Below are 25,516 nucleotides of genomic sequence, written 5' to 3' on the forward strand. Positions count from 1 at the left end.
CCGCGCCGCGCCGGGCCGGCCATGAGCCGGGCGGCGCATTCATTGCCTCCGCGCGCTTGCGCCATTTTCGAAATGTTATATCATTCGTAAATTATTTGGTACGTTATAACATTTAAAAGAGGGCGATGATGAATGGCAAGAAACTGGCGTGGCAAGGAAAGCGCGGAGGCCGGGCTGCCTTGCGTGCGGGCCGCCGGGGTGCGCTGAAACCCCTGGTCTGCGCGCTGATGCTGGCCGCGCCCGCCGCGCAAGCCGAGGAAGCCGCGGCAGACCGCTCGGCCGCCAAGACGCTGGCGCCGATCACGGTATCCGCCAATCCGCTGGGGCTGGACCTGAACAGCACTACCTTGCCGGCCTCGGTGCTGGAAGGCGATGCGCTGATCGAGCAGCGCAACGGCACCCTGGGCGACACGCTGAAGAACCTGCCCGGGGTCAATAGCGACACCTTTGGCGGCGGCGCCAGCCGTCCGGTGATCCGCGGCCAGACGGCGTCCCGCGTGAAGGTGCTATCCGACGGTTCCGAGGTGATGGACGCGTCCAGCATTTCTCCCGACCATGCGGTGACGGTGGAGCCGTTGCTGGCCGAACGCATTGAAGTGCTGCGCGGTCCGGCCACGCTGCTGTATGGTGGCGGCGCGATCGGCGGCGTGGTCAATGTGGTGGACAAGAAGATCCCGACGGCGGTGCCGGAAAATGGCATCGAGGCCGAGGCCGAGCTGCGCGGCGCCACCGGCACCAAGGAGCGCGCAGGCGCGGTGGGCATCACCGCGGGCGAAGGACAGTTCGCGGTGCGCGTGGAAGGTCTGAAGCGCCGCACCAGCGACTACGACGTGCCGGACTGGCCGGGCGGCAAGCTGGAAGGTTCGTACAGCGAGTCGACGCAGGGCACGGTGGGCATGTCCTGGATCACGCCGCGCGGCTACGTCGGCCTGGCGTTCACGCATCTGGAAAGCAAATACGGCCTGCCCGGTCACAACCACGAATACGAAGGCTGCCACCCGCACGGCACCCATCTGCATTGCGGCGGCCATGACCATGGCCACGGCGAAGAGGGCCACGATCACGATCATGAGCACGAACATGGCGGCGTGCCTTACGTGAAGCTGCGCAGCAACCGCCTCGATTTGCGCGCCGAGTACCAGGATCCGTTTGCGGGCTTCGAGAAGATCCGCGTGCGCGGTGGATTGACCGACTACCAGCACGACGAGATCGAAGGCGGCGAGGTGGGCACCCGTTTCAAGAACAAGGGCTACGACCTGCGCGTGGAAATGCAGCATAAGCCCATCGCAGGCTGGCGCGGCGTGGTGGGCGTGCAGAACGCCTACAGCGATTTCCGCGCCGATGGCGAAGAGGCGTTCCTGCCGCGCAGCAAGACGCGTTCTTACGGCCTGTTCGTGTTGGAGGAGTACCAGTTGAACGACTGGCGCTTCGAATTGGGCGCGCGGCAGGACTGGCAGCGCATCTCGCCCACGGACGGCGCTGCGCGCAGCAGCCTGTCCGGCACCTCCTTGTCGGCCGCCGCCATCTGGGACTTTGCGCCGCAGTACTCCGTCGCCCTGTCCCTGTCGCGCTCGCAGCGCCTGCCCACCGCGCAGGAGCTGTATGCGGATGGCGTGCACCTGGCCACCAACACCTATGAGATCGGCAATCCCGACCTGGGCCGAGAGACTTCGCACAACATCGACCTGACCCTGCGCAAGCATTCGGGCGACACGACCTTCTCGGCCAGCGTGTTTCACAACCGCGTGAAGAACTACATCTACGCCAACACGCTGGACCGCTACGAAGACTTCCGCCTGATCGAATACACCCAGCGCGACGCGGAATTCACGGGCGTGGAAGGCGAACTGCGCCACCAGTTCACCCCGGTGTTCTCGGCCGCGGTGTTCGGCGACTACGTGCGCGGCAAGCTGACGGGCGGCGATGGCAACCTGCCGCGCATCCCCGCAGGCCGCGCCGGCGTGCGCGCCGACCTGAAATGGCAGCAATGGTCGGGCGGCGTCGAGTACGCCCGCGTGTTCGCCCAGAAGGACATTGCCGCCTACGAGGAAAGCACGCCCGGCTACAACATGGTCAACGCGGTGGTGGCCTATCGCGGCCAGTATGGCGCCACGGGCTACGAGGTCTATCTGCGCGGCACCAACCTGCTGAACAAGCTGGCGTACAACCACGCGTCCTTTATTTCGACGGTGGCGCCGCTGCCAGGGCGCAGCGTGCTGCTGGGCGTGCGCATGACGTACTGAAGCAGGGAAATACGCGGCAGCAGCGGAGACGGTAACCCCGTCTCCGTTTTTTTTGCACGGGCGCCGATGCCGGGGCCGGTGCCACGGCCCCCACTCAGGGCTGGCGCTTGCTCAGATGGTTCACGAAGAGCTTGGCCGCCGTGGGCAGGGCGTCGAAGGAGCGCACGCAGATCTGGATCTGGCGCCGCGCCCAGGGTTCGGTCAGAGGAATGATGCGGATGTCGAACATGGCCGAGTAGCGGCGCGCGATATCCAGCGGCAGCACGCCTATGCCCAGCCCCGAATTCACCATGAAGCACAGCGCGTCGAAGCCGGTGACCTGCACCTTGAGCTGGATGTTGCGCTTCTCGTCGCTGGCGGCGTTGGACAGGATGCGGTTGATGGCGCTGCCGCGGTGCAGGCCGACGAAATCGTGTTCCAGCGCGTCGGCGAAGCGAAAGCCCGGTTTGTCCTGCAGGGGATGGTCGGCGGGCACCACCAGCGCCAGCGTGTCCTCGCGGTAGGGGTGGATCTCCACATCGTGGTCCGGCGCGGTGCCCGAAAAGATGCCTACATCGGCTGCGTTTTCGGCAACCGACTTGATGATGGTCGAGGTGATTTTCTCTTCCAGGTCGACCTGCACGTTGGGGTAGTCGTTCAGGAAGAGCTTGATGTCCTGGGGCAGGAACTGCGTGATCGCGGAAATATTGGCGTGCACCCGGATGAAGCCGCGCAGGCCGCGCGAGTAGTCGCGCATGTGCACCGAGATTTCATCGAGTTCATGCAGGGCGCGCCGCGCCATGGTGGACAGCGCGATGCCGGCCGGCGTGGGGCGGATGCCCTTGTTGGTACGGATGAGCAGCCGGATCTTGAGGTTTTCCTCCAGCTCGCTGATCCGCTTGCTGATGGCGGCAGCGGCGATGTGCTCGTGTTCGGCCGCGGCGGCGATGGTGCCTTGCTCGACCACGCTGATGAAGAGCTTGAGGGAGGTGGGATCGAGACGCATGGCGGGACGGACGGGAAAGCGGACGAGACGGTCCATTGTAGCCAAGGGCGGGTTTGTCATCGCGGATGGCGATGGCGGCATCGCTAATGACTGCTGTTGCACAGGCGGCGGCCAGGGCTATCCTCCCCAAAAAATTTCCCCCCGGGCCCCATGGCGTGGACCGTGCGGAGCATGATGGATGGAGCGCGAGACAAATGAATCTGCAGAATAGCCAGCTGCTGCGGCAGCAGGCCTACATCGGCGGCGCCTGGTGCGACGCCGACAATGGCGCCACCCTCACGGTGCGCAATCCCTTTGATGCCAGCGTGCTGGGCACGGTGCCCAATCTGGGCCAGGCCGAGACGGCCCGCGCCATCGCGGCAGCCGATGACGCCTTGCCGGCCTGGCGGGCCAGGACGGGCAAGGAGCGCGGCGCCATCCTGCGCAAATGGCATGCCTTGATCGAGGCGAACGCCGACGACCTGGCGTTGCTGCTGACGCTGGAGCAGGGCAAGCCGCTGGCCGAGGCCAGCGGCGAACTCACATACGCGCTGTCCTTCGTCGAATGGTTCGCCGAAGAGGCCAAGCGCGTCTATGGCGACGTGCTGCCGCATACGCGGGGCGACCAGCGGATGCTGGCCATCCGCCAGCCCGTGGGCGTGTGCGCGGCCATCATCGCCTGGAACTTTCCTTCGGCCCTGGTCACGCGCAAGGTCAGCCCGGCGCTGGCCGCCGGCTGCACGGTGGTGCTCAAGCCGTCCGAACTGACGCCCTTCACCGCACTGGCGCTGGCCTGGCTGGGCGAGCAGGCCGGCATACCTCCCGGCGTGCTCAACGTGGTCATCGGCGACCCCGCGCCCATCGGCACGGAGCTGACGCAGAACCCCACGGTGCGCAAGCTGACCTTCACCGGTTCCACGCAGACAGGCCGGCTGCTGATGCAGCAAAGCGCCTCCAACATCAAGAAGCTGTCGTTGGAACTGGGCGGCAACGCGCCCTTCATCGTGTTCGAGGACGCCGACCTGGACGAAGCCGTGCAAGGCCTGGTGCTGTCCAAGTTCCGCAACGCGGGCCAGACCTGCGTGTGCGCCAACCGCGTCTACGTCCATGCCAGCGTCGCCGACGCCTTCAATGACAAGCTGTTGGCGGAAATCCGCCGCATGAAGGTGGGCGGTGGCCTGGAAGAGGGCGTCACCCAAGGGCCGCTGATCGATCAGCGCGCCGTGGACAAGGTAGCCCGCCTGGTGGACGACGCCACCGCGCGCGGCGCGCGCTTGTTGGCGGGCGGCAAGCTGCACGCACCCGGTACCCTGCTGTATGAACCGACCCTGCTTGCCGGCATCACCGACGCCATGGAGCTGGCGCACGAAGAGATCTTCGGCCCGGTGGTGGGCATCAGCACGTTCGAATCCGAAGCCGCGGTGCTGGCGCGCGCCAACGACAGCGCCTCGGGCCTGGCGGCCTATTTCTACACCGCCAACCTGGAACGGGTCTGGCGCATGATGGAAGGGCTGGAATACGGCATCGTCGGCGTGAACACCGGCGCTGTGTCCAATGAGGTCGGGCCCTTCGGCGGCATCAAGGAGTCGGGCGTGGGCCGCGAGGGCTCCAAGTACGGCATCGAAGAGTTCCTGGAAATCAAGTACGTCTGCCTTGCCGGCAAGTCGTTCAACGCGATTCCCTGACGTACGCGGATCCAGACATGAGCCAAGCACAGCCTTCCCTCCGCGACGCGGATCAATTCGATTATGTGATCGTGGGATCCGGCGCCGCCGGTTCCATTCTGGCCAATCGCCTGAGCGCGGACGGCGCCACGGTCTGCGTGCTGGAGGCCGGCCCGCCGGACCGCAGCCCTTATCTGCACATTCCTGCCGGCTTCATCAAGGCGGTGTTCAACAAGAAGTACGCCTGGCAGTTTTCCAGCGAGGGTACGGTCCAGACCAATGGCCGGCGCGTGCCGATTCCGCAGGGCCGCACCCTGGGCGGTTCGACTTCCATCAACGGCCTGGTCTACAACCGCGGCCAGGCGGCGGATTTCGACCACTGGGCGGCGCTGGGCAACACTGGCTGGTCCTATGACGAGGTGCTGCCGTACTTCAAGTCCATGGAGCGGCGCGTGGGCGGCGACGACCGCTACCGCGGCCGCAAGGGCGAGCTGCCGGTCACGGACATAGACTGGATCCACCCGCTGTGCGAGGCCTTCATCGCCGGCGCCGTGGAGCAGGGCATCCCGCGCAATCCCGACTACAACGGCGCGGAGCAAGCCGGCGTGGGCTATTTCCAGCGGACGATCGACCGCGGCTGGCGCATGAGCACGGCAAAGTGCTTCCTCAAACCTGCCATGGGCCGCAAGAACCTGGAAGTGCGCACCTACGCACAGGCGACGCGCATCCTGTTCGATGGCGGCAAGGCCGCGGGCGTGGCGTACTGCCATCCAGCGCATCCTTCGCAGGTCCGCGCGGTGCGCGCGCGCCGCGAGGTGATCGTGTCTTGCGGTGCGATCAACACGCCCAAGCTGTTGCAGCTGTCGGGCCTGGGTCCGGCGGAGCTGCTGCGCCAGCACAACATCGACGTGGTCCGCGATCTGCCAGGCGTGGGCGAGAACCTGAGCGACCACTACTCGGTGCGGGTGGTGGCGCGCGTCAAGAACAGCCAGACCATGAACCAGCTGGTCAAGGGTCTGAGCCTGGCCGGCCAGATCAGCCGCTGGCTGATGAAGCGGCCCAGCATCATGGCGCTGAGCCCGTCGCTGCTGCACTATTTCTGGAAGTCCACGCCGGACCTGGCCTTGCCCGACCTGCAAGGCGTGTTCACGCCCGCCAGCTACAAGGAAGGCTATGTGGGCATGCTGGATGACTTTCCCGGCATGACCGCGGGCGTCTGGCAGCACCGGCCCGAGAGCCGTGGCCAAGTGCGCATCCGTTCGGCGGACCCGCTGCAGGATCCCGTCATCCTGGCCAACTACTTGGAAAACGAGCGCGACCAGATGACGCTGGTGCGCGGCATCCGGCTGGCGCGCCAGCTGCTGCGTTCGCAGGCCCTGGTGCCGTACTTCGACAGCGAGGTGCTGCCTGGTCCGCTGTGCGAATCCGATTCCGAACTGCTGGACTTCGCGCGCCGCTACGGCGTTTCGTCCTATCACGTCAACGGCACGGCCCGCATGGGACAGGCCGACGACAAGTACGCGGTGGTCGATCCGCAGTTGCGGGTGCACGGCGTCGGCAATCTGCGCGTCATCGACTCGTCGGTGATGCCAGCCATGCCGTCGGCCAACATCTGCGCGGCCACCATGATGATCGGCAACAAGGCCGCCGACCTCATCAAACAATCCTAATTGCCAATCAGCGGTCACCAGAGTGATCCAGAAGGAGACAAGATGTACCTCAAACATTTCCCCAAGACGATGAAATCCCTGCTGCTGGCGGCGGCGCTTGCGGGCGCCAGCGGCGCCGCGCTGGCCGACGACATCAAGATCGGCTTCAACAGCGATATGTCGGCAACCGGTTCGGCGGACTTCGGCATTTCGGCGCTGGCCGGCGCGCGCCAGGCTGCCGATGAGCTGAATGCGGCCGGCGGCGTGCTGGGTAAGAAGGTCGTCATCGTCGAACGCGACGACGTGGGTGCGCCTCCCAAGGCCATCCAGAATACCAACGAACTGGTCGACAACGTCAAGGTCAACGCCATGCTGGGTGGCGTCAACTCCGGCAATATGCTGGCCTGGCTGCACCTGGTGCAGCAGAAGAAGATCCCGACGATCTCGCCGGTGGCCACCGCCACCGACATCACCGGCCGCTACGCGAAGTCGCCGCCGAACTACGTGTTCCGCGTATCCATGCGCGACCGCGACCAGATCGCCCTGTTGGCCGCCTATGCCGCGCGCGCCAGCAAGAACGGCAAGGTCGCCATCATCGCCGACACCACCGGGTACGGACAGCAAGGCGCCAAGGATGCGGTCGAGATCCTGGCCCTGCACAAGATCACGCCCGTGGCCAACGAGAAGTTCGGTCCCAAGGATACGGATATGTCGTCGCAGCTGAACAAGATCAAGAGTTCGGGCGCCGACACGCTGATTGTCTACGCGCTGGCGGACTCCAACGCGCACGTCATGCGCAGCCTGGAAAAGATCAGCTACTTCCCGACCACGCTGGCCTCCTGGGCCAACCTGAGCTCGCCATTCCTGCGTATCGCCGGCCCCGAGCTGGCCGGCAAGATGATCTTCACGGCGTCGATCACCGAAGACTCCTCGCCCGAGTCCAAGGCGCTGTACGACACGTTGATGAAGCGTGACGGCCGCGTGCCGACCTACGTCATGGCCGCGCAGGCGTATGACTCGGTCAAGCTCATCGCCGCGGCCATGGAACAGGCCAAGTCGACCGAAGGCGAGGCGGTGCAGGCCGCGCTGCAGAACCTGGCCCAGGCCAAGGGCGTCATCAAGACCTACGAGAAGCCGTTCACCGCGGAGAACCATGAAGCGCTGTCGGTGAAGGATTTCCGCCTGGTGCGCTGGATCGACGGCAAGGTGGTGTCGGTGGATGACGAGGTCACCCGAGCGATCAAGCCGGAAGACCTGAAGCTGTAATCCGGCGCGGCAACGAAGAGATCTCTCCCCGGCGCGCCGGGGAGTCGTCAATAGGGGGGCATCCAGCATGCAAATACTACAAGCCATCTTGAGCGGGTTGGCCATGGGCAGCGTCTATGCCCTGGTCGCGTTCGGGTTCAGCATCACGTACACCACGACCAAGACCTTCAACTTCGGACAGGGCGCGTTCCTCGCGCTGGCCGGCTTGATCGGCATCAGCGCCATCCTGCTGGTCAGCCAGGGCAAGCTGATCGGGTTTCCGAATCCGGAGGACGTGACCTGGGGCACGTTCCTGTTCGCCCTGCTGGCCGCCATGTTGGTATTGAGCCTGCTGGGCTACGTGCTCTACATCACCGCCATCCGCCACTTCGTGGGCGAGGCGGGGCTGTCCTGGGTGATGAGCACCATCGGTTTCGGCATCATCATCCAGAACCTGGCGCTGCTGGTCTGGGGCCCGGCGCCCATCGCGGTGGCGTCGCCGCTGGGCGAGGGCATCATCACTATCCTGGGCACGGGCGTGCGGCCGCAGGAAATCCTGGTGTTTGGCACCACGCTGGTCCTGATGATCGTGTTCGACTGGGCCTTGCACAAGACCAAGATGGGCAAGGCCGTGCGCGCGGTGGCGTTCAGCAAGACCACCGCCAGCCTGATGGGCATCAACGCCAACGCGGTGGCAATTGCGGTGTTCGCGATCAGCTCGGCGCTGGCCGCCATCGCCGGCGTGATGGTCGCGCCGATCGCGACCGCCTCGGTGTTCGTGGGCACGCTGTTGTCGCTCAAGGCCTTTTCGGCCGCGATCTTGGGTGGGCTGGAGAATCCGCGCGGCTGCATTTTCGGCGGCTTCCTGATTGGGCTGCTGGAATCGCTGATCGGTCTCTGGTATTCGAACCTGCGCGAGATCGCGGTGTTTGCGCTGATCATCGTGGTGCTGTATTTCCGCCCGGCCGGCATCCTCGGCCGCGTGCATGCGGAGAAAGTATGAAGCTCTCCAAAATTCTCATTCCCCTGGTCATTGCGGCGCTTGCCATCGGCTACGCCTATTCGGGCCTGAATGACTTCTATCTGCTGATCCTGTTCAACATCGGGGTCTATTACATCGCGGCCACCGGCTTCAACATCCTGGTCGGCCAGACGGGCCAGAAGTCGTTGGGCCACGCCGGGCTGTTCGGCGTGGGCGCCTATACGGTGGCGCTCCTGACCGTGAACTACCAGGTCGATCCCTGGCTTGCGCTGGGCTGCGCCGCGGTGGTGTCCGCGGTCTTCGGCGTGGTGATCGCGATCCCGGCGCTGAAGGTCAAGGGCCCGAGCCTGGCGATGGTGACCATCGCCTTCGGCCTGCTGATCGAAAAGATCGTGTCCGAATGGACCGACGTGTTCAAGGGCCAGGAAGGTTTCTACGGCATCACCGGCCTGACCTTCGGCGGCGCGCCGCTGGACAGCCGCCAGTGGGTGGTGGTGGTCGTGGTGCTGGGCCTGGCGCTGCACGCCATGACCTCGCTGTTGCTGAACGGCCGCTTCGGGCGCGGCTTTGCGGCGGTGCGTACCTCGGAGATCGCGGCCGAGAGCGTGGGCATCAGCGTCTACCGCTTCAAGATCCTGGCCTTTGCCATCAGTGCCATCACCTGCGGCATCGCGGGCGGCCTGGTGGCGCAGCAGAACCAGTACATCAACTCGGATTTCGTCAATTTCAACCTGTCGGTGTTCTTCCTGGTGCTGGTGCTGTTCGGCGGCCGCACGCCGGCGGGCTCGTTCCTGGGCGCGGTGGTGCTGACGGTGATCGACGCCATGCTGGCGCGCTGGCCGGAAGTGCAGCATTTCGCCTACGGCCTGATCCTGCTGTTCGCACTGTACGCCATGCCGGAAGGGCTGGCTGGCCTGTTGGCCAAGGTGCTGCCCAAGCGCGGCCAGCGCGAGGCGCTGGCTGCCGAGGCGGGCGCCGCCGACTGGACGCCTGTGCCTCCGGCCGCACGCGGCGGCGCGGCGTCCGGCTTCCTGGAAGTGAAGGACCTGTACAAGGCCTTCGGCGGCGTGGTGCCGACCAACAAGGTGTCGTTCACGCTGCAACAGGGCTCCGTTGTGTCGCTGATCGGCCCCAACGGCGCCGGCAAGACCACCACCCTGAACCTGCTGTCGGGCCTGGTGGTGCCGGACGCCGGCAGCATCCGCTTCAAGAACCGGCAGATGGTGGGCCTGTCGCCCAATGAGATCGCTGCGTCCGGCATCGGCCGCACGTTCCAGAACCTGAAGCTGTTCGACGGGCTGAGCGCCCTGGAGAACGTGATGGTGGGCTTCTACCGGGTGCAGAAATCGAGCTTCTTTTCCAACCTGCTGGGCTTGCCTGGCAGCTTGGCCGAAGAGCGGCGCATCCGCCGCCAGGCATACGCCATCCTCAAGTTCTTCGAGCTGGAACGCTATGCGGACGATGCCGCCAACAGCCTGCCTTACGGCTTGCAGCGTCGCCTGGAAATCGCGCGCGCGGTAGCGGCCATGCCCGATCTGTTGCTGCTGGATGAGCCTGCCGCCGGCCTGAACCCCGCGGAAACCGACCAGTTGACGGACTTGATCGTGAAACTGAAGAACATGGGCCTGACCATCCTGCTGATCGAGCACCACATGGACCTGGTCATGGCCATTTCCGACCATATCGTCGTGCTGGACTACGGCGTGAAGATCGCCTCGGGCCTGCCGAACCACATCCAGGAGAATCCGAAAGTCATCGAAGCCTACCTGGGCGCGCCGGCATAGGAGACCGCAATGAGCCGTTTACTGGACATCAAGAACCTGGCGGTCAGCTACGGCGCCGTCAACGCCCTGAAGCAGGTGTCGCTGCATGTGGACACGAACGAGATCGTGACCATCATCGGCGGCAATGGCGCGGGCAAGAGCACCATGATGCGCGCGCTGTCGGGCATCGAGAAAGCCACGGGCGATATCGCGTTCGCCGGCCAGGACCTGGGCGGGATCAGCGCGCACAAGCGCGTGGGGCTGGGCATTGCGCACGTGCCGGAAGGGCGCCAGGTGTTCCCCGACCAGACCGTCCACGACAACCTGATGCTGGGCGCGTTCCTGCGCAAGGAATCGCCCGCCGAGCTGGCCGCGGAGATCGAGCACTGCTTTGGGATGTTCCCGCGCCTGAAAGAGCGGCGCGGCCAATATGCGGGCACGCTGTCGGGCGGAGAACAGCAGATGCTGGCCATCTGCCGCGCCCTGATGAGCAAGCCGCGCATCCTGATGCTGGACGAGCCATCGCTGGGGCTGGCGCCGCTGATCGTGGCCGAGATCTTCAAGATCATCAAATCGCTGAAAGAGCGCGGCATGACGATCCTGCTGGTCGAGCAGATGGCCAATCAGGCACTGGCGATCTCCGACCGCGCATATGTCCTGGAAGTGGGCTCCATCGTGATGGAGGGCACTGGCCAGGAGTTGTTGGCCAGCGAGCGCGTGCGCGAGGCCTATCTGGGCAAACACAAGAGCTGACGAGGCAATCATGTCATCCAAACCATTGAGCGGGATCCGAGTGCTGGAGTTGGGCCAGCTGATCGCCGGACCGTTCGCCGCCAAGATGCTGGGCGAATTCGGCGCCGAAGTCATCAAGATCGAACCGCCCGGCAAGGGCGATCCGCTGCGCAACTGGCGCCTGATCCACGACGGCACCTCCGTCTGGTGGCAGGTCCAGTCGCGCAACAAGAAATCGGTCAGCCTGGACCTGCGCAAGCCCGAGGCGCAGGACCTGATCCGGGCCTTGGTCAAGGACATCGACGTAGTGGTCGAGAACTTCAAGCCCGGCACCATGGAAGGCTGGGGCCTGGGCTGGGAAGCACTGCGCGCCATCAATCCGCGGCTGGTGATGCTGCGCGTCTCGGGCTACGGCCAGACGGGTCCCTACCGCGACTTGCCGGGCTTTGGCGCCATCGGCGAAGCCATGGGCGGCCTGCGCCACCTGAGCGGCGAGCCGGACCGCACCCCGGTGCGCGTGGGCGTTTCCATCGGCGATTCGCTGTCGGCGCTGCATGGCGTCATCGGCATCCTGCTGGCGCTGCGCGCGCGCGATCAGAACGGTGTTGGCCAGATGATCGACGTGGCGCTGTACGAGTCGGTCTTCAACATGATGGAAAGCCTGCTGCCCGAGTACTCCGTGTTCGGCGAGATCCGCCAGCCCGCCGGCAGCAGCCTGCCGGGCATCGCGCCCAGCAACGCCTATCGCTGCCAGGACAACAAGTACGTGTTGATCGCCGGCAACGGCGACAGCATCTTCAAGCGCCTGATGGGCGTGATCGGCCGGCCCGACCTGGCCGAGGCGCCGGAACTGGCGAACAACGCCGGGCGCGTGCGGCACGTGGTCATGCTGGACGACGCGATTTCGCAATGGACCGGCCAGCATCCGTTGGACTTGGTGCTGGAGCGCCTGAATGACGGGCAGATTCCCGCCGGCAAGATCTATGACGTGGCCGACATCGCGGCCGACCCGCATTACCGGGCGCGCGGGATGATCCTGGACGGCGCCTTGCCCGACGGCACGCCGGTGCAGGTGCCGGGCATCGTGCCCAAGTTGTCGGAAACGCCGGGCGAGGTGCGCAGCCCGGCGCCCGCCCTGGGCCAGGACACCGACGAGGTGCTGGCCGGCCTGGGCATCGGCGAGACACAGCGCCAGGACTGGCGCGCGCGCGGCATCATCTGAGGAAAGCGGCCATGAATGTGACCAACCCGGGAATCAACCCAGAAACCAATTCCAGCCGTCCGCGGCTGTACATCCAGGAAGTCGCGCCGCGCGACGGCTTCCAGAACGAAAAGCAGTTCATTGAAACGCAGGACAAGATCGCCTTCATCAACCGGCTTTCCGCCAGCGGGTTCGCCAAGATCGAGGCGACGTCCTTCACCTCGCCCAAGGCGATCCCGGCCCTGCGCGACGCGGAGATCGTGATGCACGAGATCGAGCGCAATCCGGCTGTCATCTACACGGTGCTGGTGCCCAACGTGCGCGGCGCGCAACGGGCGCTGGAGTGCAAGGTGGACGAGGTCAACCTGGTGATGTCGGTCAGCGAGACCCACAATCGCGCCAACCTGCGCATGACGCGGGAGCAGTCGTTCGAGCAATTGAGCGACGTGGTCAACGCCGTGCGTGGCAGCCGGGTCGCCATCAACGTATCGTTGTCCACGGTATTCGGCTGCCCCATGGAAGGCGATATCAACGCGTTCGAGGTGTTTGAATTGGTGGGGCGCTTCGCGGCGCTGGGCGTGGACGGCGTGACGCTGTGCGACACCACCGGCATGGCCTATCCCACCCAGGTCGGCAAGATCGGCCGCGAGGTCCGCAAGCTGTTCCCCGGTCTGACCACCACCATGCATTTCCACAACACGCGCGGCATGGCGCTGGCCAATACCCTGACGGCCATCGAGGCCGGCATCGACCGCTTCGACGCCTCGTTGGGCGGCCTGGGCGGCTGCCCGTATGCGCCGGGCGCCAGCGGCAACGTGTGCACGGAAGAACTGGTGCACATGCTGGAACTGATGGGCTATGACACCGGCGTGGACCTGGACGCCATACTCGGCGCGTCGGCGACCTTGCCCGCGCTAGTGGGACACGACATCCCCAGCCAACTGCTCAAGGCGGGGCCGCGCCTGACCTTGCATCCGGCGCCTGACTTCGGCGCCTAGCGCTGCGGCGCAGGCGGGGCGGGCGGTTGTGCTAATTTCCATGCATGCCGCCCGGTCCGGAGCCCCGCCATGTTGAAGTTCGCCGCCAATCTGTCGATGATGTACACGGAACACGCGTTCCTGGACCGCTACGCGGCCGCCGCGGCGGACGGGTACGCCGGCGTAGAATGCATGTTTCCCTACGAGGCCCCGGCCGCCTTCGTGCGCGAGCGCATGGACGCGGCTGGCGTGACGCAGGTGCTCTTCAACGCGCCGCCCGGCGTCGCCGCCCGCGGCGATCGCGGCGATCGCGGCCTGGCCGCGCAGCCGGGGCGGCAGGCGGAATTCCAGGCGGGGATCGAGCAGGCGTTGTCCTACGCCACGGCGCTGGCCTGCCCGAATCTCCATGTGATGGCAGGCCTGGTCGCGCCTGACGCCTCGCGCGAGGCCATGCTGGACTGCTATCACGAGAACCTGGACTGGGCCGCGCGCCAGGCGCGTTCGGCCGGGGTCACCGTGCTGATCGAGCCTATCAACACCCGCGACATCCCCGGCTATTTCCTGAACCGCCAGGACGAGGCGCATGCCGTGGTGCAGGCGGTCAATGCGTCCAATCTGAAAGTGCAGATGGATCTCTACCACTGCCAGATCGTCGAGGGCGACGTCAGCATGAAACTGCGCGAATACCTGCCTACCGGGCGGGTCGGCCATCTGCAGATTGCCGGCGTGCCGCTGCGCCAGGAACCCGATCGCGGCGAACTGGATTACGGATGGATCTTCGGCGTGCTGCGCGAGTTGGAGTACGGCGGCTGGATAGGCTGCGAATATCGTCCGGCCGCAGGCACTTCGGCCGGCTTGCGCTGGCTTGCCGCCGCTCGCACCTGACCCGTGCCGGATCCACGGACTCCGGGTTTCTCCCGTGGTGTGTGCCAGCGTGCGGCGTCCGATAATAAGTAGTTAATATGTTAAATAAATAAGCAGGCGAGGAGAGCGCGACATGTTCAAAGGCATACTGCATGGCGCCTTGCTGGCGGCGGCGCTGGCCGGGGCTGCGATCGTCCCGGGCCAGGCCGCGGCAGCCGGGTTTCCCGATCATCCGATCCGCTGGCTGGTGCCGTTCAGCGCGGGCGGGGGTAGCGACATCGCCACCCGCATCGTCGCCAAGCATGTGGGCGACGCACTGGGCCAGCCGGTGGTGGTGGAAAACCGTCCGGGCGCGGCGACCATCGTCGCCGCGCAGGAAACCGCCCGCGCGGCGCCCGACGGCTACACCTTGCTGACGGCCGGGATGAGCACGCTGGCGCTGAACCCCTGGCTGTACCAGAAGCTGCCCTACGATCCAGGGAAGGACCTGACCCCGGTCTCCACGCTGGTGGCCTTGCCGATTGTGTTGGTAGTGTCGCCCGATTCCTCGATGCATACGCTGGCCGATGTGAAGGCGTACCTCAAGCGCGACAAGCCCGGCAGCTATGCGTCCCTGGGCGTGGGCAGCCCGCATCACCTGGCCATGGAGCTGTTCCTGGATACCATCCAGGGCCGGGCCACGGCGATCCCCTACAAGGGCACGCCGCCCGCCTTGCAGGACGTGGCGGCCGGCGTGGTGCCGATGATGATGGCCGACCTGGCCGCCGCCCGTCCGCTGATCCAGGCGGGCAAGCTGCGCGCCATCGCGGTGCCGGCCGCGCAGCGTTCCGGACAATTGCCGCAGGTGCCGACCTTCGCCGAGGCGGGCGGCCCGGCGTTCGAGGCCGCCGCCTGGCAGGGCGTGGTGGCGCCCGCCGGCACGCCGGCGCCGGTGGTGGAGAAGCTCAGCCAGGCCATCGCGCAGGCACTGCGTACGCCGGAGGTGGCGGAACAGTTGAAGTTGCAAGGCATGGAGCCCACGGGCAGCACGCCGCAGGCTTTCGCGGATTACGCGCGCAAGGAGTATGAGCGTTGGGGCGCGGTGATCCGGAGCAAGAACATTTCGGCCAATTGAAGGCGGACGGTAACAGCCGCCGCAAGGTGTAACCGGCGCGTCTGCGCCCGCGGCGCGGGCGTACGATAAAGGCACGTATATCCTGCCCGGCAGCCCGGGCAAGGAGCACATCATGTCTCTGATCGTAGCAGCCCGGTTCGAGGGTTTCGAAGCGGCGAAGGCCGCGGCCGAGCGCCTGTCCGCCAGCGGTTTTCCCGACTGGGACATCAATACCTTCTACGTCAATCCGGCTGGCGAGCATGGCCGCTACCCCTTGGGCGGCGACCGCCGTTCCGACCCGGACTCGGGGCGCGCCGACATCGGCGCTTTCCTGGGGGCGGGCGGAGTGGGCGCAGGCTTCGCGGTGTTTGGCGGGTTCGTGATGTCCGAGATCAGCGATTCCACACCGCTGATCCTGGCCGCGGCCGGGGTCGGCGCCTATCTGGGGTCGCTGTTCGGCGCCCTCTGGGTGACGGGCCACGGCAGCACCCTGCATGGCCACTTCAATCCGGATTCCCATGCCGAGATCCGCCAGGCCGGCGTGATGGTCGCCGTGCGCACGCGTCCGCAACGTGAAATGCTGGCGTGCCGCATCCTGCGCGATGCCGGCGGCGCGGACGTGGAACACGCCAACGGCCGCTGGCGCAACAACCATTGGGAAGACTTCGACCCGCTGGCGCCGCCCCAGCGCGAGGTGGGATTCGGCTGAAACGCCCGTGGCCCGCGGCGGCGGCGCGCGTCCGCGCTCAGTCCGGCGCGGGCGTGGGAGCGGTGTTTTGCCGGCGTGCGGTGGCCGCGCAGCCCGCGGAAGCCACGATGATCCCGCAGATGGCCAGCCATTGCGTCTGCGACAGCTGCTCGTTCAGCACGATCACGCCGGCCAGCGCGCCCATGGCGGGCTCCATGCTGAGCAGTACGCCGAAGGTCTTCTGCGGCAGGCGCCGCAGCGCCACCATTTCCAGCGAATAGGGCAAGGCGCTGGACAGCACGCCTACCGCGATACCGGCCAGGATCAGGGTCGGATCCAGCAGGGCTGCGCCGGCGTGCGCCGCGCCTATGGGCAACGCCACCAGCGTCGCGGCCGTCAGCCCCAGCGACGTGGCCTGTCCGCCATGCACGTTGCCGGCCATCTTGCCAAAGATGATGTAGAGCGCCCAGCACACCGCCGCGCCCAGCGCAAAGGCGATGCCGACGGGATCCAGGTCATGCACCGATTGCCCCGTGGGAATCAGCAGCACCAGGCCGGCGATGGCGCAGCCGATCCAGACGAAGTCGATGGCGCGCCGTGACAGCGCCACCGCCAGGGTCAGCGGTCCGATGAATTCGATGGCGATCGCCACGCCCAGCGGCAGCGTGCGCAAGGCCATGTAGAACAGCAGGTTCATGCAGGCCAGCGTCACTCCGTACAGCGCGATCTTGGCCGCCGCCTGGCGCGTCAGCGGAAAGCGCCACGGGCGCCAGATCGCCACCAGGATCAGCGCGCCGATGGCGATGCGGTAGGCGGTCGTGCCCTGGGCGCCGACCATCGGGAAGAGCGACTTGGCGAACGACGTGCCGACGCATAGCGAGGCCATCGCGCCGATCAACGACAGGATGGGGAGCAGGGTGGAGGACGAGGCGTTGCGTCCGGTGTTCAGGGTTGCGGCGGTCATGGCAATGGCGGAAAGGCGGGATATGTACAGGACGGCGGACGGTTCAGGGCGTCAGACTTGCGGCGGTGGAGTAGAGCACATACAGCGCCAGGCCGAGCATGACGGCGCCAAGCAGGCCCTGCTGCATGCGCAGGAACCAGGGATTGCGCCCCACCCAGCCGCGGATGCGCGACGCGCCGTAGGCAAAGAAGCTGCCGTAGGGCAGGCTCAAGACCTTCATCGTCACGCCCAGCACCAGCATCTGGATCCACACCGGCCCATTGTCCGGCGTGGTGAACTGAGGCAGGAAGGCGATCATGAACAGCAGCACCTTGGGATTCAGCAGATTGGTCGTGAACCCCTGCCAGAACGCGTCGCGCGCGTCCCCGGGGCGCGCGGCCAGCGACACGTCGGCCGAGCGCGCACAGCGGACGATGGCCTTGATGCCCAGGTAGCCCAGGTACAGGCCGCCCGCCGCCTTGATGCCCATGAACAGCGATGGGAACGCCTGCAGCACCGAGGCCAGGCCCAGCACGACCGCTGGCACCTGGATGAATCCGGCGGCGACATTGCCCAGGACGCTGTGGAAGGCGGGCCGGAAACCCTGCGTCATGCCCCGGGACAGGGTCAGCGCCATGTCGGGGCCGGGCGTGAGCTTGAGCGCCGCGTCGGCGGCGAGAAACAGCAGAAAAAGCTGGAGTGACGGCATGATACGGAGGGCGTACGTACCCGCGGCGCGGGCAGAGGGCTCCCAGTGTAAGCAAGCCGGCTGAATAATTCCTGCATCCAACGAGGCGGAAATGAAGTTTCCCGTCAAAATGGGGCCGGATTCCGGCGCCGCCGGGCTTAGAATCTGTCGACGGGCCTGTCCCACCCGCCACCTCCCGTTCCGAGACCCTTATGGAACTAGACGATTTCGACCTCCAGATCCTGCAAAGCATGCAGGAAGACAACCAGCGCACCAGCCAGGAAGTCGCGCAGCGCGTGAACCTGTCGCCGGTGTCCTGCCTGCGCCGCATGAAGCGGCTGCGCGAATCCAAGGTGGTGCTGGGGGACGTTTCCGTGGTCGATCCCGCCGCCGTGGGCCGCGGCATCATGATGGTGGTGCTGGTGACGCTGGAGAGCGAGCGTGCCGACAAGCTCGACCAGTTCAAGCGCGCCATGCAGTCCGCCCCGGAAATCATGCAGTGCCTGTCGGTGACGGGCGAAGTGGACTTCGTCCTGACCATCACCATGCGCGACATGGCCGAATACGAGGCCTTCGCCCAGCGCAACTTCTGGGGCAATCCCAACGTCAAGCGCTTTTCCACGCTGGTCGTGCTGAACCGCGCCAAGTACGGCTTGGCGGTGCCGGTGGGCTGATTCTTCCATTTGCTGCCCGCGCCGGAACGCGGCGCGTTTTCGCGACATCCAACCCCATAAGCAGGCAAGGTTCCTGGCCAATCCGGCCGCGCCTGCATCCATGGTTTCGGGGGATGAGATGAAAGCGATTCAAGCAAGATGGTTCTATGCGCTGGCCTTGGTGAGCTGCGGGGTGTTTGCCCACGGCAACGGACCGACGGATCCGCAGATCGCGGCCATAGTCGTGGTCGCCAACCAGGTCGACATCGACGCCGGCAAGCTGGCGCAGGACAGGACCGGCAACAAGGAAGTGCGCGAGTTCGCCACGCTGATGGTGACCGACCATGCCGCCGTCAACAAGTCGGCCGGCGAACTGGTGCAGAAGCTCAAGGTAACGCCCGAACCGAACCCGACCAGCGACAGCCTGCAGCAAGGCGGCGACAAGAACCTCGCCGCGCTCAAGGGCATGAGCGGTGCCGCCTTCGATAAGGCGTATGTGGATCACGAGGTGGCCTATCACGAGGCCGTGATCCAGGCGCTGGACACCACCCTGATTCCGGGCGCGCACAACGCGGAGCTGAAGGCGCTGCTGGTCAAGGTGCGGCCCGCGTTCATCGCGCACCTGGAACATGCCAAATCCCTGCAAAAGAGGCTCAGCGGTGGCTGACACGACGACACCCGGGGCGCGCGGGCGGGGATGCTACGCCGCGCTCTGCGCGGGCCTGCTGCTGGCGGGCGGGCCCGCCACCGCCCAACAGAACCCGCCCGGCACCCAGTTGGCCGAACATGTGGTGACCATCGAAGGGATGCAGTTCACGCCCGCGACGCTGACCCTCAAGCGGGGCGACAAGGTGACGTGGATCAACAAGGACCTGGTCCCGCATACCGCCACCGCGGTTTCCAAGGCCTTCGACTCAGGGGTTATCGCAGCCGGCGCCTCCTGGACCTACACTGTGCGGGAGGAGGGCGGCAGCGCCTATGTCTGCCTGTTCCATCCTACGATGCAGGGCACCTTGATCGCGCAATGACGCATGGCGGAGGTCTGGCTTATGACTGCACTTGCGGCGCTGGCGGCAACGCCGGCCGAGGATGACGACCTGGCGCTCGCGCACCGCATCGCGGCGGGCGAGCAGGCCGCATTCGAACTGATGATGCGGCGGCACAACCGGCGGCTCTACCGCCTGGCGCGGGCCACCTTGCGCAACGATGCCGACGCCGAGGATGCGCTGCAGGAAGCCTATCTGGCGGCTTACCGGCACATGGGCAAGTTTCGCGGCGAATCGACGCTGTTCACCTGGCTGTCGCGGCTGCTGCTCAACGAATGCTACGGCCGGCTGCGCAAGCACAGCCGCCGCGTAGCGCTGTGCCCCATCGCCGACGACATAGAGAATGAGGTTGATGCGATGACCATCCACGACTTCAACCCGCCTTACCACGCCGCCGCCCGCGCCGAACTCAGAGGCCTGTTGGAAGCGCGGCTGGATGCCTTGCCGGTCTCGTTCCGGACCGTGTTCGTATTGCGCTCGGTCGAGGAACTGTCCGTCGAGGAAACGGCGCATTGCCTGGGCATCCCCGAGGCCACGGTCCGCAGCCGCCATTTTCGGGCCAATGCCTTGCTGCGCGAAGCGCTTTCGCGGGATGTAGGGGTGGTGGAGAAGAGCTTGTTCGAGTTCGATGGCGATGATTGCGACAGGGTGGTGGCGAGGACGCTGGCGCGGTTGGGCGGGAGCGCGCATGTTCCAAAAGATCGGTAATTATTGACATGTACCTACTTATTGGAACAATATCGCCGGATGACAAGCGCCACTGAAAAGCTTCTGGCCTTGGCCCGCGAAGAGGGGCTGATCCGCGCCCGGGACTTGGCCCCGCAAGGTATTGCCCGCGTGACGCTTACCCGTGCCGTGCGCCAGGGCCAATTGCAGCGCGTAGGCCGGGGACTGTATGGCTTGTCATCGCGCCGGATTTCCGAGCACGCGACATTGGCCGAGACGGCCCGGCGCGTACCCAAGGGAGTCATTTGCCTGCTGTCGGCGCTCCGCTTTCATGGCCTTACGACTCAGGCGCCGCGCGAAGTGTGGCTTGCCATCGGCAACAAAGCGGCGGCACCGAAGCTCGACTATCCGCCATTGCGTGTTCTGCGGTTTTCCACAAGTGCGCTGGCCGCAGGGGTAGAGGAGCATGTGGCTGATGGTGTACCCATCCACGTCACGGGAGTCGCCAAGACCGTGGCAGATTGCTTCAAGTTCCGCAATAAAATTGGCCTGGACGTTGCCCTGGAGGCGTTGCGTGAAGCGTGGCGCGAAAAACGTATGACCAGCGATGAAATGTGGCGCTATGCGAAGCTATGCAGGGTGGCCAACGTAATGCGCCCCTATCTTGAAAGTCTGGAATGACTGTCGCTCGCAATATCGCGGCATCGGTGCGGGCGCGGCTGCTCAACAAGGCGCGCGCGGATAAGCAGAATTTCAACCTATTGCTCACCCGCTATGCGTTGGAGCGCATTCTTTATCGCCTGAGTATCTCACCCTACCGCGAGCAGTTCTTGTTGAAGGGTTCGTTGCTGTTTGACCTATGGTTCGACATGCCGCACCGTCCGACGCACGATGCCGATCTCCTAGGATTCACGCTCGCGGAAGTGCCGCACTTGATGGCCGTGTTTCAAGAGATCAGCGCCATCGCTTGCGAGGACGGAATGACCTTTCCGCCTGAGTCGGTAAGGGCTGCCGAAATTCGCAAGGAAGCCAACTATGCTGGCATTCGCGTGAATCTGGCTGGATCTCTGGACGGCGCACGATGTCCGGTACAGATTGATATAGGCTTTGGAGATGCGGTCGTTCCTGGGCCGGAAGAGGCGCAGTATCCCGTCATCTTCGGCGACATGCCCGCGCCACGCCTGCAGGTTTATCCCCAGTACACAGTTATCGCAGAAAAACTGGAAGCCATCGTTTCACTGGGCATGGGCAATACACGCATGAAGGATTACTTCGATCTTTGGGTGATGGCGCGGCGCGCAGAACTCGATGATGGAATGCTCGCGCGCGCAGTGCGCGCGACGTTCGCACGCCGCGAAACGCCGGCTCCGGCAGATTTCCCTTTGGGGTTGGCTGATGAATTCGTCCAAGACGAAAGAAAGGTGCAACAGTGGGATGCCTTCCTGCGCAAGAATGGGTTGGCGAAAGTGTCGCTGAATGAAGCCGTGGGGGCGATACGGCCGCTATGGCTGGCAGCAATGAAAAAGTAGCTTTGGTCTCGCACGGCCGGAGTTGTCCTAGACCGCTCTTTTCGCACCCCGCAACCTCAACGCATTAAATATCACCGAAGCCGAACTCAGGCTCATCGCCAGCGCCGCGATCATCGGTGACAGCAGCCAGCCCGTGAAGGGATACAGCAGGCCCGCCGCTATTGGCACGCCGATGCCGTTATAGACAAAGGCGAACATCAGGTTCTGCCGCATGTTGCGCACGGTGTCGATCGAGATCTGGCGCGAGGCGGCGATGCCGCGCAGGTCGCCCTTGACCAGGGTCACCTGGCCGCTGTTCATGGCCACGTCGGTGCCCGTGCCCATGGCCACGCCCACGTCGGCGCGCGCCAGCGCGGGGGCGTCGTTGATGCCGTCGCCCGCCATCGCCACCACATGGCCGTCCTTTTGCAGCTTTTCCACCAGCGCCAGCTTGTCGGCCGGCTTGACCTCGCCGTGCACCTCGTCGATGCGCAGCGCGGCGCCGACGGCGCGGGCGGTGGTGAGGCCGTCGCCCGTCGCCATCACGATGCGCAGGCCGCTGTCGTGCAGGTTCTGGATGGCCTCATGCGTGCTGGGCTTGATCGGGTCGGTCACCGCCAGGATGCCGGCGAACTGGCCATCGACGGCCAGGTGCATGATGCTGGCGCCTTCGCCGCGCAGGCGTTCGCCGTCCGCGCGCAGAGCGTCCACCTGCACGCCTTCCTGTTCCATCAGGGCGGTGTTGCCCAGCGCCAGGCGCCTGCCTTCCACCATGCCGCGCACGCCGATGCCGCTGCCGGAATCGAAGTCCTCGGCCTTGGCCAGCGCAAGGCCCTGCGCGCGCGCCGCACTGACGATGGCGTCGGCCAGTGGATGCTCGCTGCCCTGGTCCAGGCTGGCTGCCAGGCGCAACACTTCGTCGGGGGTGTATCCCGGCGCCGCGATCGCGGTGTCGAAGGCCGGCCTGCCCTCGGTCAGGGTGCCGGTCTTGTCCACGATCAGCGTGTCGACCTCGCGCATCTTCTCGATCGCGCCGGCGTCGCGGAACAGCACGCCCTGTGCCGCGGCGCGGCCCGTGGCCACCATGACCGACATGGGCGTGGCCAGCCCCAGCGCGCAGGGGCAGGCGATGATGAGCACCGCGACGGCGTTGATCAGGCCATACACCCAGCTGGGCTCCGGTCCGAAAAAGCCCCACACCAACAGCGTGGAGATCGCCACCAGCACCACGGCGATGACGAACTTGCCCGCCACCACGTCCGCCATGCGCTGCATGGGCGCCTTGGAGCGCTGGGCGTTGGCGACCATCTGCACGATCTGCGCCAGCATGGTGGCCGCGCCGACCTTTTCTGATCGCATCACCAGGGTGCCGCTGGTGTTGAGCGTGGCGCCGATCAGCTTGTCGCCTTCACGCTTGCTGACGGGCACGGGCTCCCCTGTCAGCATGGATTCGTCCACGGCGCTGCGGCCCTCGGTGACGGCGCCGTCCACCGGAATCTTCTCGCCAGGGCGCACGCGCAGCAGGTCGCCGACGTGCACGTGGTTCAGCGGCACGTCTTCCTCGCTGCCGTCGGCGTTGATGCGCCGCGCCGTCTTGGGTGCCAGCCCGAGCAGGGCCTTGATCGCGGCGGATGTCTGCGAACGCGCTTTCAGCTCCAGGATCTGCCCCAGCATGGTCAGCGAAATAATGACCACGGCGGCCTCGAAGTACACCGCCACGCGCCCCATCGATACAAAGGAATCCGGGAACACGCCCGGCGTCAGCGTGGCGACCACGCTGTAGATGAAAGCCGCCGCCGTGCCCAGGCTGATCAAGGTCCACATGTTCGGGCTGCGATGCACGAGGGATTGCCAGCCGCGCACGAAGAACGGCCAGCCTGTCCAGAACACCACCGGCAGGGACAGCGCCAGCTCCAGCCAGCTCTGGGTTGCCATGTCGAACCAGCCCAGGCGATGGCCGAACATGGCCATCACGGCCACGATGAGGGTCAGGGGCAGTGTCCACCAGAAGCGGCGCTGGAAATCCTTGAGTTCGGTATTGTCTTCTTCGTCCAGCGGAATGAGCGGTTCCAGCGTCATGCCGCACTTGGGGCAGTTTCCCGGATGATCCTGGCGGATCTCGGGATGCATGGGGCAGGTGTAGATCGTGCCGGCGGGGACATCGGTGGGGACATCGGCGGGCGCGGCTGGCAGTGGGGCGGCGGCGTCGTGGCCTGCGTGGCGGTTGCCGTGATCGTGGCCGTGATGGTGATGCTGGTGCGCATCATGGCCGCCGTGCGCAGGCGCAGCCTGATCCTCTGCCTGTCCCTGCGCCACCAGATGCATCTGGCACTTCGGGCAGCGTCCCGGATGGTCCTGGCGGATTTCCGGGTGCATGGGACACACGTAGAGCGTGCCTTCCTTCGATGCCGCGTCGCCGTGACGAGAGTGATTCATACCCATCCCTTTCGAGTGCCGGTGTGATCCTTCGTGCGCCTATTATGCCCAGGCAGGGTGTTTGCGGTGCTACCGCTTGCCGCAGTGGCATCGCTGCGGAGCGGGCCGCAGCGATGACTCATGCCGATCAGCCCTTGGCCGCCGGGGAAGTTGCAGGTTCCGCCGCCGAGGGCGCATCACCCGTCGGGTTCATCATCGATCCCATCATCTGGCGGCAGCCTTGCATGTCGGGGCCATTGGCGGGCATGGACCTCATGTGGTCGGCCATCAAGGCCTGGCGCTCTTCAGGCGTCTGGGCCGCAGCCATTTTCTGGTGCATGCCGTTCATGGCCTGCATGTGCGCCTCCATGTTCTTCATCATGCCGGCGCCCGGCGCCATCTGCGGTTTCGTGGCCGCTTCGCCCGCCGCAGCCGGCGCGGGATGATGCGTGGCATGGTCGCCGTTCCCGGCCTGCGCGTGGGCCGCGCCGATCAATCCCAGGCTCAACGCGCACGCGCTGAACAAGGTGGTCAGGGTCTTCATGAGTCAGCTCCTTTCTGTGGTCTGGAAGTGCATGGACTCCAGTGTGGGGGGCTGACGGGGGCGGGGAGGTTACGTGGGGATTACTTTTTTGTAATGTTGGAGGGCGCATCCGAGACGTCAGCCGGCCAACTCCTATGAGATCCCTGATATGGCGGCGCGTCCGAAACGCGTACACGTATTTCGGACTGATCAGGTGAAGAGCAGCAGTCAGCGGTTCTCAGGCCACCGCGTAAAAATCGCATCCTGCTCCAGCGCCCGCTTGCGCCACGCATTGAGCAATTCAGCTAACGCCTCGTGGGTCAGCCCGTAAGTTTCCCCCAAGCTGGAATTACGCCCGACGACATGCCTGTTGAGCCCCGCAGTGCCGCTGCGTTCGACCGCCGCGTCGTCGAAAACAATGAGCTTGGGCACCGCGCGGCTGACGCTGATCACGGTGAACTCGCTGGTGTCTTGCCAGCGTATCGTCCTGCCGTTCCACACCTGCCGCGTCTCGAAGCCATCACGGCCCAGGCGCAGGGCGGTATCGTCCTTGGCGGCGCGCACCAGCAGCTTGACCGCGCCGAGCAGAAAGAACGCGGCGCCCGGCCACAGGATAAATTGCTTGAGCGGCGGCAGCGACTCGTGCAACAGCATCCACAGGATCACACCGCCAAAGCCCGCCGACAGCAGAGAGAACACCAGCAGCTTGCCTTTCGCTGCCTTGAGCTCCAGGGGGCCTGGATACCGCACCAGCATTGTTGCGGCCGAGCGCGAGTCGCGCTGGAGCAGTTGCGGCCATATCTGCAGGACGGCGGTCGCGGCGCAGATGCCGAAGAACAGCGTGACAGGAATGCCCGCATCGGCGCCGTCCCGGATCATGCCCGCGCCCAGGAAGACAAACGCCAGGCTGATCGCCAGGCAGGCATAGACGAGCAGGCTCGCGCGCCTTCGGCCGGGTGGACGCTGCGCAGTGTGGGTGGTGGGCGGCTGTGTCATGGACGCTGAGTGT

At 65.6% G+C, this 25,516-nt stretch carries 24 protein-coding genes; 18 read left to right on the plus strand and 6 right to left on the minus strand.

The annotated features are described in order from the left end of the window. The first annotated feature begins 227 nt into the window (after nucleotides 1–227). Nucleotides 228–2,243, plus strand: coding sequence for a TonB-dependent receptor domain-containing protein (locus tag FOC84_RS15480; RefSeq protein ID WP_254242018.1), 2,016 nt, complete (start codon nucleotides 228–230; stop codon nucleotides 2,241–2,243). Between the two features lie 94 nt (nucleotides 2,244–2,337). On the opposite strand, the gene FOC84_RS15485 is transcribed toward FOC84_RS15480, so the two are convergent. After that, nucleotides 2,338–3,228, minus strand: a complete 891-nt coding sequence (locus tag FOC84_RS15485) for a LysR family transcriptional regulator (protein ID WP_088143162.1) — start codon at nucleotides 3,226–3,228, stop codon at nucleotides 2,338–2,340. 194 nt (nucleotides 3,229–3,422) lie between these two features. Here FOC84_RS15485 and FOC84_RS15490 point away from each other — a divergent pair, with 194 nt between their 5' ends. The 11 genes from FOC84_RS15490 to FOC84_RS15540 all read left to right on the plus strand — a co-directional run bounded on the left by FOC84_RS15490 (nucleotide 3,423) and on the right by FOC84_RS15540 (nucleotide 16,086). After that, entirely contained in the window at nucleotides 3,423–4,892 is a 1,470-nt protein-coding gene (locus FOC84_RS15490) for an NAD-dependent succinate-semialdehyde dehydrogenase (protein ID WP_173145186.1), read from the plus strand. A gap of 17 nt (nucleotides 4,893–4,909) precedes the next feature. Next, nucleotides 4,910–6,541: a GMC family oxidoreductase gene (locus FOC84_RS15495; RefSeq protein WP_173145187.1), complete on the plus strand. Its 1,632-nt coding sequence runs from the start codon at nucleotides 4,910–4,912 to the stop codon at nucleotides 6,539–6,541. A gap of 42 nt (nucleotides 6,542–6,583) precedes the next feature. Next, a complete protein-coding gene (locus FOC84_RS15500) occupies nucleotides 6,584–7,786 on the plus strand; it encodes an ABC transporter substrate-binding protein (RefSeq protein WP_173145188.1) in 1,203 nt (400 codons plus the stop codon). Nucleotides 7,787–7,889: 103 nt separating this feature from the next. Then, nucleotides 7,890–8,768, plus strand: coding sequence for a branched-chain amino acid ABC transporter permease (locus FOC84_RS15505; RefSeq protein ID WP_254242019.1), 879 nt, complete (start codon nucleotides 7,890–7,892; stop codon nucleotides 8,766–8,768). Then, complete coding sequence (locus FOC84_RS15510; RefSeq protein WP_173145190.1) at nucleotides 8,765–10,531, plus strand: branched-chain amino acid ABC transporter ATP-binding protein/permease; 1,767 nt, start codon at nucleotides 8,765–8,767, stop codon at nucleotides 10,529–10,531. The genes FOC84_RS15505 and FOC84_RS15510 overlap by 4 nt, the downstream gene beginning before the upstream one ends. Before the next feature lie 9 nt (nucleotides 10,532–10,540). Further along, nucleotides 10,541–11,263, plus strand: coding sequence for an ABC transporter ATP-binding protein (locus FOC84_RS15515; protein WP_173145191.1), 723 nt, complete (start codon nucleotides 10,541–10,543; stop codon nucleotides 11,261–11,263). A gap of 10 nt (nucleotides 11,264–11,273) precedes the next feature. Then, nucleotides 11,274–12,464 carry a CaiB/BaiF CoA transferase family protein gene (locus FOC84_RS15520; protein WP_173145192.1) on the plus strand — a complete coding sequence of 397 codons (1,191 nt, stop codon included), beginning with the start codon at nucleotides 11,274–11,276 and terminating at the stop codon, nucleotides 12,462–12,464. Nucleotides 12,465–12,475: 11 nt separating this feature from the next. Beyond that, nucleotides 12,476–13,441, plus strand: a complete 966-nt coding sequence (locus FOC84_RS15525; RefSeq protein WP_173145193.1) for a hydroxymethylglutaryl-CoA lyase — start codon at nucleotides 12,476–12,478, stop codon at nucleotides 13,439–13,441. A gap of 69 nt (nucleotides 13,442–13,510) precedes the next feature. Then, nucleotides 13,511–14,305 carry a 2-oxo-tetronate isomerase gene (otnI, locus tag FOC84_RS15530; RefSeq protein ID WP_173145194.1) on the plus strand — a complete coding sequence of 265 codons (795 nt, stop codon included), beginning with the start codon at nucleotides 13,511–13,513 and terminating at the stop codon, nucleotides 14,303–14,305. Between the two features lie 112 nt (nucleotides 14,306–14,417). Beyond that, nucleotides 14,418–15,398, plus strand: a complete 981-nt coding sequence (locus FOC84_RS15535; protein ID WP_173145195.1) for a Bug family tripartite tricarboxylate transporter substrate binding protein — start codon at nucleotides 14,418–14,420, stop codon at nucleotides 15,396–15,398. Between the two features lie 112 nt (nucleotides 15,399–15,510). Next, the gene (locus FOC84_RS15540) at nucleotides 15,511–16,086 is read left to right on the plus strand and encodes a hypothetical protein (protein ID WP_173145196.1); all 576 of its coding nucleotides are present in this window, start codon (nucleotides 15,511–15,513) and stop codon (nucleotides 16,084–16,086) included. 37 nt (nucleotides 16,087–16,123) lie between these two features. Here FOC84_RS15540 and FOC84_RS15545 read toward each other — a convergent pair whose 3' ends face one another. Further along, nucleotides 16,124–17,029 (minus strand): EamA family transporter, encoded by a 906-nt coding sequence (locus tag FOC84_RS15545; RefSeq protein ID WP_082401233.1) that lies wholly within the window; start codon nucleotides 17,027–17,029, stop codon nucleotides 16,124–16,126. Nucleotides 17,030–17,072: 43 nt separating this feature from the next. Beyond that, the gene (locus tag FOC84_RS15550) at nucleotides 17,073–17,717 is read right to left on the minus strand and encodes a LysE family translocator (RefSeq protein WP_173145197.1); all 645 of its coding nucleotides are present in this window, start codon (nucleotides 17,715–17,717) and stop codon (nucleotides 17,073–17,075) included. A gap of 191 nt (nucleotides 17,718–17,908) precedes the next feature. On the opposite strand from FOC84_RS15550, the gene FOC84_RS15555 reads away from it, so the two are divergent. From FOC84_RS15555 to FOC84_RS15580, 6 genes are all read left to right on the plus strand, one after another. After that, the gene (locus FOC84_RS15555; RefSeq protein ID WP_173145198.1) at nucleotides 17,909–18,370 is read left to right on the plus strand and encodes an Lrp/AsnC family transcriptional regulator; all 462 of its coding nucleotides are present in this window, start codon (nucleotides 17,909–17,911) and stop codon (nucleotides 18,368–18,370) included. 118 nt (nucleotides 18,371–18,488) lie between these two features. After that, complete coding sequence (locus FOC84_RS15560) at nucleotides 18,489–19,016, plus strand: DUF4142 domain-containing protein (RefSeq protein ID WP_173145199.1); 528 nt, start codon at nucleotides 18,489–18,491, stop codon at nucleotides 19,014–19,016. Continuing rightward, nucleotides 19,009–19,377: a cupredoxin domain-containing protein gene (locus FOC84_RS15565; protein WP_254241978.1), complete on the plus strand. Its 369-nt coding sequence runs from the start codon at nucleotides 19,009–19,011 to the stop codon at nucleotides 19,375–19,377. The genes FOC84_RS15560 and FOC84_RS15565 overlap by 8 nt, the downstream gene beginning before the upstream one ends. A gap of 21 nt (nucleotides 19,378–19,398) precedes the next feature. Then, nucleotides 19,399–20,103 (plus strand): RNA polymerase sigma factor, encoded by a 705-nt coding sequence (locus FOC84_RS15570; protein ID WP_173150173.1) that lies wholly within the window; start codon nucleotides 19,399–19,401, stop codon nucleotides 20,101–20,103. 39 nt (nucleotides 20,104–20,142) lie between these two features. Further along, the gene (locus FOC84_RS15575) at nucleotides 20,143–20,742 is read left to right on the plus strand and encodes a type IV toxin-antitoxin system AbiEi family antitoxin domain-containing protein (RefSeq protein ID WP_173145201.1); all 600 of its coding nucleotides are present in this window, start codon (nucleotides 20,143–20,145) and stop codon (nucleotides 20,740–20,742) included. Beyond that, nucleotides 20,739–21,590 (plus strand): nucleotidyl transferase AbiEii/AbiGii toxin family protein, encoded by an 852-nt coding sequence (locus tag FOC84_RS15580; RefSeq protein ID WP_173145202.1) that lies wholly within the window; start codon nucleotides 20,739–20,741, stop codon nucleotides 21,588–21,590. Before FOC84_RS15575 ends, FOC84_RS15580 begins: the two co-directional genes overlap by 4 nt. A 27-nt stretch (nucleotides 21,591–21,617) precedes the next feature. On the opposite strand, the gene FOC84_RS15585 is transcribed toward FOC84_RS15580, so the two are convergent. The 3 genes from FOC84_RS15585 to FOC84_RS15595 form a co-directional block, all read right to left on the minus strand. Further along, entirely contained in the window at nucleotides 21,618–24,005 is a 2,388-nt protein-coding gene (locus tag FOC84_RS15585) for a copper-transporting P-type ATPase (RefSeq protein ID WP_173145203.1), read from the minus strand. A gap of 127 nt (nucleotides 24,006–24,132) precedes the next feature. Next, the gene (locus FOC84_RS15590) at nucleotides 24,133–24,528 is read right to left on the minus strand and encodes a hypothetical protein (RefSeq protein WP_173145204.1); all 396 of its coding nucleotides are present in this window, start codon (nucleotides 24,526–24,528) and stop codon (nucleotides 24,133–24,135) included. A gap of 207 nt (nucleotides 24,529–24,735) precedes the next feature. Continuing rightward, nucleotides 24,736–25,503: a hypothetical protein gene (locus FOC84_RS15595; RefSeq protein WP_173145205.1), complete on the minus strand. Its 768-nt coding sequence runs from the start codon at nucleotides 25,501–25,503 to the stop codon at nucleotides 24,736–24,738. Nucleotides 25,504–25,516: the final 13 nt, after the last annotated feature.

The organism is Achromobacter pestifer (assembly GCF_013267355.1).
Lineage (GTDB): Bacteria > Pseudomonadota > Gammaproteobacteria > Burkholderiales > Burkholderiaceae_B > Achromobacter > Achromobacter pestifer_A.